Origin of the sequence: Acidocella sp. MX-AZ02, from assembly GCF_000306035.1 — a bacterium.
In the GTDB taxonomy this organism is placed as follows: Bacteria; Pseudomonadota; Alphaproteobacteria; order Acetobacterales; family Acetobacteraceae; genus Acidocella; species Acidocella facilis.
In genome coordinates this window covers 601,094-610,124 of the sequence record NZ_JH976208.1, presented here as the reverse complement: position 1 = coordinate 610,124, position 9,031 = coordinate 601,094, and the positions used below count along the sequence as shown (strand labels likewise).

The window sequence follows — 9,031 nt, the reverse complement described above, 5'->3', positions numbered from 1 at the left end:
ATCTCCATACCCGCCATCGCTGGCGGTGGCAGTTGCATCAGCACGCCGGCGGCGGCGAGGAGGATGAGGCCGAGGGCGATTTCCCAGGCGATGGCGCGGCGCAGGGCTTTGCGGCTGGCGGGCAGGGTTGGGGTGAGGCGGAAGCGGTTGCGGGCGGCCAGGGCCAGCAGGGCTGCGAAGAGGACGGTTTTGAGCAGGGCGGCGGCGCCGTAGCCGGTGGTGAGAAAGGCGCTGAGAAGACCGATCAGCAGCCAATATTGCAGGAAGGCGCTGGCCAAGATGAGGGCGACGCAGATGAGGCCGAGGCGGGAATAGGCTTGTGCCAGGGCTTGCGGGGTATCTGAGCGGGCAACCGCCAGCGCCAATGCCGGCAGGGTGCCGAGCCAGCAGGCGGCGGCGCCGATATGCAGCAGCGAGAAGGCGAGCAGGGCATTGCCTTCGGGACCACCCATGGCGGCGCCATGGCCGAGCCAGGATTGCGCCAGCACGCCCAGCCCGGCCAGCAGGGCGGCGACCCGCCAGCGCCCGGCCTGGGCGCAGAGCATGGCCAGCAGCAGCGCGCCCATCCGTGCCAAGGTAAGCCAGCCAAAGCGTGTATAGCCCGCCACCAGCGGCAAAGCGGCAAACACGCTGGCGGGGGCGTCGGCGCTGGCGAAATAGGCGGTTTGCAGCCAGAACCAGGCCGCCCCGCCGGCCAGCGCCAGGGCGAATCCGCCCCAGGCCAGGCGTTTCAGCCCTGGCAACGGCCCGAACATGGCGGCGAAGAAAGCCGTGCCGAACGCCCCGAAATACCCGGCCAGATGCAGCCCCCGGCAGAGCCCGCGCAGGACCAGCCAGGCGCTGTCATCCATCAATTGGTGACGGTGAAGCTGAATTTGCCGTGGGTTTTATGGGTATCGACCGAGAGCGCGTGCCAATCGACGGTATATTTGCCGGCCATCTGCAAATGCAGCTTCACGCTCAGCTCGTTCGGGTGGCCCGGCACGGTTTGCGGCGCGCCTTGCTCGGCATGCATGCCCATGCTGTCCAGCACGGTCACGGTGCAGAATTTCGGCTGCACGGCTTCGGTGAAGGTCAGCAGCAAGGCGGAGGTGCTGGGCGCCACCTTGGCCCCGGCGGCGGGGGTGGAGGCTTTCAGATGGGCATGGGCAAAAGCGGCCGGGGCGGCGGCCAGCATCAGGCTGGCGGCGGCGGCGAACAGAGACAGGCGCATGATATCCTCCGAGACGAGATGACCTCGTCTCTAGAGCAAAGCCTCACACGTGGGAAGCTTCGCGTCCCAACCCGACTTAAAAATGCGTGGGAGGCGTCGCCTCCCACGGCGCGATCAGAACATGTTCAGGAAGCGCTGGAACAGCCCCGGCTGCGCGGTGCTTTCCTGCGGGGTGCTGCCTTTCGTGGCGGGCTCGCCGAGGGCGGCGTTTTCCTGCAGGCGGCGCTGCTCGGCATCGGCATTCACCACGGCCGGCGCGTTCGGGTTGCTGCCCATCAGCTTGTCGACGAAATTGCCCGACTTGCTGGCGACGGCGGCGTTCTGGTTCACTTCGGCGCGGATATTGCCCTGCGGCGTCGGCCCGGCCTGGTTCAGGAAAGCTTCACCGGCCGGCGAGATCTGCTGGGGCCCGGAGGGCAGCGCGTTGGAGGCGGAGATGATGTTCGCCCCCTGCTCGGCGGCATTCACCTGCTGCGTCGGCGGCTGGCCCGGATTCGGGGTCTGCAGCTGGCCCAGCTCCGGCGGCAGCGAGAGCGGCGGCAGCGTGCCGACCTGATAGGCATCGGGCGGATTGGCTTCCAGCCCGAAGCTCTTCTTCATGTTGTCGCTGCACCCGGCCAGCGCCAGAGCGAGCAGGATGGTCGACGGAACGGCAAGGGCGCTGCGTGTGATCATGGCTGTCTTCCTATCCTTCCCGCTGATCCGCCGCAACAGGCGGCTTGCGGCGCAATTGCTCGATCATCAGCGCGATGACCCCGCAGACGATGGCCGAATCCCCGACATTGAACACCCAAGGGTAGGCCAGCGCGCCGATATGCACATGGATGAAATCCACCACCGCGCCGTAGCGCAGCCGGTCCAGCACATTGCCCACCGCCCCGCCGGCGATGGCGCCGACCGCGATGGTCACCACCCAATCCGTGGTGCGCGCCATCCAGACCAGCAGCGCGATGACGACCAGGCTGGCCAGCACCGCCAGCAAAATCTTCGCGCTGAACCCGGCGAACAGCCCGAACGTGATGCCGTGATTCCAGACCAGCACGAGGTCCAGCACCGGCAGCGGCGAGAGCACCTGGCCGTTCTGCAAATGCCAAACATGCAGCACCGCATATTTGCTCGCCTGATCGGCGGCAAAAACCAGGATCGCGACGATCAGCCCGCTGAGGAACCGCATCAGCGCGGCGCCTCGACCGCCTCGCAGCAGCGCTGGCAGAGCGTGGGATGGGCAGGGTTCGCGCCCACTTCCGGCAGCACTTTCCAGCAGCGCTCGCATTTCTGCCCCGGCGCCACGGCGGCCCCGGCTTCATCGCCGAACATCGCCCCGGAGGTGATGCAGATTTCCGCCCAGAAGGCCTCGCTGCCCAGCGCGCTCGCCGGGGTCGGCAGCAACGCCACCGTCTGCAGCGAGGAGCCGACCTCCTTGGCCGCGCGCATTTTCTCAATCGCCCCGGTGACCTCGCCGCGCACCGCGCGGATCTGCGCGAACCCCTCGGCCAGCGCCTCATTGCGCCAGGCGCCCGGCGCTTCCTCGAAGGCTTCCAGATGCACGGAGGCCTCAGCGCCATAACGCGCCATCCAGGCCTCCTCGGCGGTGAAGGGCAGCGCCGGCGCCAGCCAGGTGGTCAGGCAGCGGAACAGAATATCCAGGAAGGAGCGGCAGGCCCGGCGCGTGGCCGCGGAGGGCGCGTCGCAATACAGGCTGTCCTTGCGGATATCGAAATAGAAGGCGGAGAGATCGGTGGCGCAGAAATGATGGATGGCAGGGTACACGCCGGTCCAGTCATGCCCCTCCACCGCCGCCTGCAGCTTCGCGTACAGCTCCGAAAGCCGGTGCAGCAGGAATTTCTCCAGATCCGGGAAATCCGCCACCGGCACCCGCTCAGCCTCGGAGAACCCGTCCAGCGAACCCAGAATCCAGCGCAAGCTGTTGCGCAGCCGCCGATACAGCTCCGCCTGCTGCTTCAAAATTTCCGGGCCGATGCGCAGATCCTCGGAGATGTCCGAATTCAGCACCCAGAGGCGCAGAATATCGGCGCCGTATTTGTCATTCACCTCCTGCGGGGCGGTGACATTGCCGAGCGATTTCGACATTTTCCGGCCCTGCTCATCGAGCACGAAGCCATCGGTGACGATCGCCTTGAACGGCGCCACGCCGCGCGTGCCCACCGCCTCCAGCAGCGAGGACTGGAACCAGCCGCGATGCTGGTCCGAGCCTTCCAGATACACATCCGCCGGCCATTTCATCCCCCGCGCTTCCAGCACGAAAGCATGGGTGGAACCGGATTCGAACCAGACATCGACGACGTCGAAAATCTGCTCGTAATTGTCCGGGTCATAGTCCGGCCCAAGGAAGTCAGCCGCCGGGCGGGCATACCAGGCATCGGCACCTTCTGCCGTGAAAATCTCCACCACCCGGTTCACCACCGCCTCGTCGCGCAGCGGCTCATGGCTGCGCTTATCGACGAAAATGGCAATCGGCACGCCCCAGGCGCGCTGGCGCGAGATGCACCAATCCGGCCGGCTCTCCACCATGGCGCGGATGCGGTTGCGGCCGATCTCGGGCACGAATTTGGTCGCGTCGATGGCGTCCAGGGCTTTCTCGCGGATCTTGCCGTCGCCATCCATGGCGATGAACCACTGCGCCGTGGCGCGATAGATCAGCGGCGCCTTGGAGCGCCAGCTATGCGGGTAGGAGTGCATGAACTCGTTGCGATGCACGAGATTGCCCGCCTGGGTGAGCGCCGCGCAAACCGGGTCCGCCGCCTTGTACACATGCACCCCGGCGAAAAGCGGCACATTCTGGTAATAGGTGCCGTCATCGGCCACCGTATCCGGCACGGAAATGCCATTGGCCTTGCAGAGCTGGAAATCATCCTCGCCATGGCCCGGCGCCATGTGCACGATGCCCGTCCCCGCCTCCATGGTGACGAACTCGCCCAGCATCACCGGCACGGTGAAATCATAGCCCGGATCGGCCTTGGCCAGCGGGTGGTAGAAGCGCTTGCCCTCCAGCTCCGCGCCCTTGAAGCGCTCACCGATCTCGAAGCCGGTGATGCCGACCTCCTTGGCGAAGCCCTCCAGCAGCTCGACCCCGACAATGAGCTTTTCGCCCGCCACCGCCAGGCCGCCCTCCGCCACCTCCTTCACCGTGACGATCGCGTATTCCAGCTCATGTCCCGCAGCGAGACCGCGATTGCCGGGGATGGTCCAGGGCGTGGTCGTCCAGATGACGATGGCGACACCGGCCAGATCCGCCTCCGCCGCCGGGAACCGTACATAAATCGCGGTATCCTTCTTGTCGTGATACTCGACCTCGGCTTCCGCCAAAGCGGTCTTTTCCACCGGACTCCACATCACCGGGCGCAGGCCGCGATAGAGCGCGCCATTGAGCAGGAATTTGCCGATCTCGCCGGCAATCGCCGCCTCGGAGGCGAAATCCATGGTGGCGTAGCGCGCCGCCCAATCGCCCATCACGCCCAGGCGCTGGAACTCGGCCGACTGCACATCCAGCCAATGCGCCGCGTACTCCCGGCATTCCTTGCGGAATTCCAGCACCGGCACCTGGTCCTTATCCAGCTTCTTGGCGCGGTATTTTTCCTCGACCTTCCATTCGATCGGCAGGCCGTGGCAGTCCCAGCCGGGGATGTAATCCACATCCCGCCCGGCCATGGATTGGGCGCGGTTGATGACGTCCTTGTGAATCTTGTTCAGCGCGTGACCGATATGCAGATTGCCATTGGCGTAAGGCGGGCCGTCATGCAGCACGAACGGGGTCTTGCCCTGGGCTGCCTCGCGCAGCCTGGTCCAGAGATGCATCTCCGCCCAGCGCTTGAGCATTTCCGGCTCGCGCTTGGGCAGCTCCCCGCGCATCGGGAAATCCGTGCGCGGCAGGAACACGGTGGCTTTATAATCGGTCGGTTCGGTCATGGGAAAAGATCACCTGGCGGCGTAAGAATGACTCGGCGGAAGCAGCTTTGCGCGGAAAAACCCGTTTCAGGCCCGGGCAGGCGATATAATTCGGGCGATTTGGCCGGTCATGCGCATCTTATGTGGCCGCGCCGGGCAGAGCGTCAAGCGCGTGCCGGGCTTCGCGCGCATCCCGGGCGATCTGCGCCTTCAGCGCGTCGAAAGAGGGGAATTTTTGCTCATCGCGGATGAAATGGCGCAGCTGCACCGAAAGCTCCTGGCCGTAGAGATCGCCCTCGAAATCGAAGAAATGCGCCTCCAGCCGGGACTGGGTGCCGCCCACGGTGGGGCGCAGGCCGAGATTGGCCACCCCCTTCACCAGCTTGGCCCCGATGCGGGTGGTGACGGCATAAACCCCGCGCTGCGGCTCCAGATGCCGGCCCAGCTCGATATTGGCGGTGGGAAAGCCGATGGTGCGCCCGCGCGCATCACCATGCAGCACCGGGCCGCGAATGGAATAAGGCCGGCCCAGCAGTGCTGCGGCGCGCTCAGGATAGCCATCCTGCAGCAGCCGGCGGATGCGGCTGGAGGAGATGGGCCCCTGCGCGTCAGCCACCGCCGGGACGATGGACAAGCCGATGCCGAGATTTTCCGCCCGGTCCGCCAGAAACGCCACATCCCCGCCGCGCCGGTGACCAAAGGCGAAATCCGCGCCGCAGGAGAGATGCACCGCGCCGATGCTCTTGAACAATATCTCCTGCACGAAGGCCTCGGCGGTGAGATGGGAGAATTCCGCGTCGAACGGCAGCTGGTAGAGGATGTCCACCCCCAGCGCCTGCAAAGCCGCCGCGCGCTCGGCCGCCAGGGTCAGCCGGAATGGCGCATCCTGCGGGCGGAAGAACTCGCGCGGATGCGGCTCGAAGGTCAGCACCGCGCGCGGCGCGTCCGGCCGGGCGGCATGCGCGGCGCGGAGCACCGCCGCATGGCCGATATGCACACCGTCGAAATTGCCCAGCGCCACGCTGGCCCCGCGCGCTGCCACCGGCACTGTCCGCCAATCCGAATAAATCTTCATGCCCGTGCTAAAGCCCCCACCCTTGGCCGCGGGTCAAGGGTATTGCAGAAGATGGACGCGAACAAATGCGGGAAGGATCGCACATGCGCCGGATACTCAAGGGGCTGATCGGGCTGGTCATCGTGCTGGCGCTGCTTTGGCTGGGGCTGTGGCTCTATGCGGAAATGCGGCTGAAACAGCTGGTGACGGCGCAGATCGACCAGATCAATGCCAGCGGCACGGTGCAAATCAGCTATGACCGCCTGACCAGCAGCCGCTCGCCGCTGGTGGCCAGCGTCACCCTGGTCAATCCGCGCTGGAGCGAAACCCCCGCCCCCGGCGCCGGCCCGCTCTCGCTCCACGCCGCCAGCTTCGGCGCGCATATCGACCTGCTTCGCCCGTTGATCCTGCATATCGACGTGCCGCACAGCCTCGACATCTCCACCCCCCGCGCTTCGGGCGCGCTGACCTTCGCCGTGGCGCAGATGACCGAGCGGCTGAATCCCGGCGTCTGGCTCGGCCATACCGACAATCCGGTGCGCGCCGGGGATGCGCGTTTCGCCGGCATTAATCTGCTGGCCAGCAATGGCAGCCTGCAGGTGGCCAGCATCGACAGCCTGGTGCTGCACCAGGCGCTGGACGCCACCGCCGGCAAGGGCCAGACGGCCCTGGCGGCGACCCTCCAGATGCGCGGCTTCGCGCTCTCGCCGATCCTCGCCCGGCTGATCAATTTGCCCTTCGATGGCAAGCTGGCCGGGCTGGATCTCTCCGTGCGGCTCTCCGGCCCGCTGGACTGGCAAAGCCTGGCCCGCCAGGAGGCCGCGCTGCCGGATGAGACGGCGCGGCATAAATTCATCCTGCAGGCGCTGCATCAATGGGCAATGGCGGGCGGCAGCGCCACCGGCAAGGCGCATCTGGCGCTGGGCCCCAGCCAGCTGGACGCCGCCGGCCATACGGTTTTCGACGCGAACGGCCAGCCCTCCGGCGCCTCCAGCCTGAAGGCCGACCATCTGGACGCGCTGAGCGCGGCGCTGACCAAATCCTACCCCTTCCTGCAAGGCTGGGTGGCGCAGGCCCAGGCCCGCTTCTCGCCCTATATCTCCAGCAACGCCCAGGATGGGCAGATGCTCGCGGTGCAGACGCGTTTTGGCAAGGATGGCGTGTTCATCAACGACACCCGCACCGGGGACATGCCGCCGCTGGATTGGGACAAGCTGCTCAACCCGCCGCCGCCCGCGCCGCCCCCGGCCACCGCCCCGGGCGATGGCTCCGGCGCCGCGTCGCCATAAAAAAAGGGGCCGAAAGGCCCCTTTTTCGTAAACCGGGCGCCGTTACTGGTTGGCGATCTTGTTGATCTGCCCCTGCATCGCCTTCAACAGCGCCGAAACCTGGCCGCCATTATCCGTGATCACCCCGGCATAATCATTGCGGGTGGTGATGCGCAGGCTGGTCCCGGCGACGATCACATCGATGATCTTCGGCTGGCCGCTCTCATCCTGCACCACCCAGCCCACATCCGCCGGCGCCTTGCCCGGCGCGGTCACGGTGGTGTCCACCAGCACGTTATTGCCCTGCGGGGCGGCGCTGTTCACGGTGAAGCTCACCCCCTGATAGGCCTTGATCTGGTAAGTGATGTTATAGCTCAGCAGCTGGTGAAACAGGCTCTGGAATTGCTGCTTCTGCGCCGGGGTGGCGACATTGATATAGCGCCCCAGCACATAATCGCCGACCTGATCGACATCGACGATCTGGTTGACCAGATCGCGCAGCTGGCTCGCCTTCTGGCTCTGCGAACCTGGCCCGTCGACGATGGCGACCAGCTTGTCGCCGGACTGGGTGATGAAGCTCTTGGCGGCGTCCGGGGACATCGCCTGGGCATGGGCGGCACCCGCCATCGCGGCGAGCATCGGCGCGGAGGCCACGGCCCCCAGAATGAAACGACGGAACATCATGCGTTTATGAAATCCTCGATATGATAAGGCTTACTGGTGGTACCAGTTCGGCCAGGTGCGTTTGTCGCGCTGCTCAACCTGCTTCTGCTCTGAGGCACGAGATTGGCGATAAAGGCTCCGGAATGTGGCATAGGGGTCCAGGGCGGTGGCGTTGATCTGGTCGATCGGCTGCAGATATTCGGCGCGGGTATTGATCAGATGGATACCGGTCTCGGAATAGCCGAAATCGGTCAGGGCGCCGCTCACCGGGGCGGCCTCCATCGGGGTGGCGAACCAGGAAACCGGATAATTCATCGCATCGCGCACGCCGGAGGGGCCGAAAGCGGGCAGGTAGAGATACGGGCCGGGCGGCACGCCCCAGGTCGCCAGGGTGATGCCGAAATCCGTATCGGTCTCGGGGTAGCCCATGGCGCTGGCCGGGTCGAAAATACCGCCAATGCCGATGGTGGAGTTGACCAGGAAGCGCACCATGGCGCTGCCGGCATCGGTGGGGTGGCCCTCGGCCATGAAATTCAGCATCCGCGCCGGCTCGCCGATATTGCTGGCGAAATCCCCCACATGGTTGCGGATACCCTGGGTGGTGATCGCCACATAGCCCTTGGCCACCGGCTTCATCACATAGGTATCGAGCTTGTTGTTGACCTTGAAGAAGACGCGGTTGGTCGGCTCCAGCGGGTCGTTCAGCTGCTGATAGGCCTGATAATCGGCCGTGTCGGATTTCGGCGGCGGGGTGGCGCAGCCGGTGAGCGCCCCGGCCAGAACCAGGCCCGGGAGGGTGATGGCCAGCCCTTGCGTAAGCCGGCGTTTCAAAGACGTCTTCATCCTTAACTTCTTTCCTGGCTGCGGGCCGCAAATACGGCGGCACCCTCACATGTGAGGCAGATTACAGCAGGGTCAAGCACCGCG

The 9,031-nt window shown here is 65.8% G+C and carries 9 protein-coding genes; 1 reads left to right on the top strand and 8 read right to left on the bottom strand.

Going from position 1 to position 9,031, the window contains the following annotated elements; genetic code table 11:
- The 6 genes from MXAZACID_RS11160 to MXAZACID_RS11135 all read right to left on the bottom strand — a co-directional run.
- Positions 1-851: copper resistance D family protein (locus MXAZACID_RS11160; protein WP_008494458.1), on the bottom strand; the 851-nt coding region annotated here is incomplete at its 3' end.
- On the bottom strand, positions 851-1,213 hold the full coding sequence (gene copC / locus MXAZACID_RS11155) for a copper homeostasis periplasmic binding protein CopC (protein WP_008494457.1): 363 nt from the start codon (positions 1,211-1,213) through the stop codon (positions 851-853). The genes copC and MXAZACID_RS11160, both read right to left, overlap by 1 nt.
- A 114-nt stretch (positions 1,214-1,327) precedes the next feature.
- Positions 1,328-1,888, bottom strand: a complete 561-nt coding sequence (locus tag MXAZACID_RS11150; protein WP_008494456.1) for a DUF3035 domain-containing protein — start codon at positions 1,886-1,888, stop codon at positions 1,328-1,330.
- A gap of 10 nt (positions 1,889-1,898) precedes the next feature.
- A complete protein-coding gene (gene lspA / locus MXAZACID_RS11145; RefSeq protein ID WP_008494455.1) occupies positions 1,899-2,387 on the bottom strand; it encodes a signal peptidase II in 489 nt (162 codons plus the stop codon).
- Positions 2,387-5,140 (bottom strand): isoleucine--tRNA ligase, encoded by a 2,754-nt coding sequence (ileS, locus tag MXAZACID_RS11140; RefSeq protein WP_008494454.1) that lies wholly within the window; start codon positions 5,138-5,140, stop codon positions 2,387-2,389. The genes lspA and ileS overlap by 1 nt, the downstream gene beginning before the upstream one ends.
- Positions 5,141-5,258: 118 nt before the next feature.
- Positions 5,259-6,194: a bifunctional riboflavin kinase/FAD synthetase gene (locus MXAZACID_RS11135; RefSeq protein ID WP_008494453.1), complete on the bottom strand. Its 936-nt coding sequence runs from the start codon at positions 6,192-6,194 to the stop codon at positions 5,259-5,261.
- Positions 6,195-6,277: 83 nt separating this feature from the next.
- Between MXAZACID_RS11135 and MXAZACID_RS11130 the strand changes: the two genes are divergently transcribed.
- Positions 6,278-7,462 carry a DUF2125 domain-containing protein gene (locus MXAZACID_RS11130; RefSeq protein ID WP_008494451.1) on the top strand — a complete coding sequence of 395 codons (1,185 nt, stop codon included), beginning with the start codon at positions 6,278-6,280 and terminating at the stop codon, positions 7,460-7,462.
- Between the two features lie 42 nt (positions 7,463-7,504).
- On the opposite strand, the gene MXAZACID_RS11125 is transcribed toward MXAZACID_RS11130, so the two are convergent.
- Positions 7,505-8,125, bottom strand: coding sequence for a phospholipid-binding protein MlaC (locus MXAZACID_RS11125; protein ID WP_008494450.1), 621 nt, complete (start codon positions 8,123-8,125; stop codon positions 7,505-7,507).
- A 30-nt stretch (positions 8,126-8,155) separates the two neighbouring features.
- A complete protein-coding gene (locus tag MXAZACID_RS11120; RefSeq protein ID WP_008494449.1) occupies positions 8,156-8,947 on the bottom strand; it encodes a VacJ family lipoprotein in 792 nt (263 codons plus the stop codon).
- Between the last annotated feature and the right edge of the window lie 84 nt (positions 8,948-9,031).

What these genes read in the sequence shown, in the direction of transcription:
- copC (WP_008494457.1), bottom strand. Translation starts at nt 1,213, where the DNA reads ATGCGCCTGTCTCTGTTCGCCGCCGCCGCCAGCCTGATGCTGGCCGCC.
- MXAZACID_RS11150 (WP_008494456.1), bottom strand. Translation starts at nt 1,888, where the DNA reads ATGATCACACGCAGCGCCCTTGCCGTTCCGTCGACCATCCTGCTCGCT.
- lspA (WP_008494455.1), bottom strand. Translation starts at nt 2,387, where the DNA reads ATGCGGTTCCTCAGCGGGCTGATCGTCGCGATCCTGGTTTTTGCCGCC.
- ileS (WP_008494454.1), bottom strand. Translation starts at nt 5,140, where the DNA reads ATGACCGAACCGACCGATTATAAAGCCACCGTGTTCCTGCCGCGCACG.
- MXAZACID_RS11135 (WP_008494453.1), bottom strand. Translation starts at nt 6,194, where the DNA reads ATGAAGATTTATTCGGATTGGCGGACAGTGCCGGTGGCAGCGCGCGGG.
- MXAZACID_RS11130 (WP_008494451.1), top strand. Translation starts at nt 6,278, where the DNA reads ATGCGCCGGATACTCAAGGGGCTGATCGGGCTGGTCATCGTGCTGGCG.
- MXAZACID_RS11125 (WP_008494450.1), bottom strand. Translation starts at nt 8,125, where the DNA reads ATGATGTTCCGTCGTTTCATTCTGGGGGCCGTGGCCTCCGCGCCGATG.
- MXAZACID_RS11120 (WP_008494449.1), bottom strand. Translation starts at nt 8,947, where the DNA reads ATGAAGACGTCTTTGAAACGCCGGCTTACGCAAGGGCTGGCCATCACC.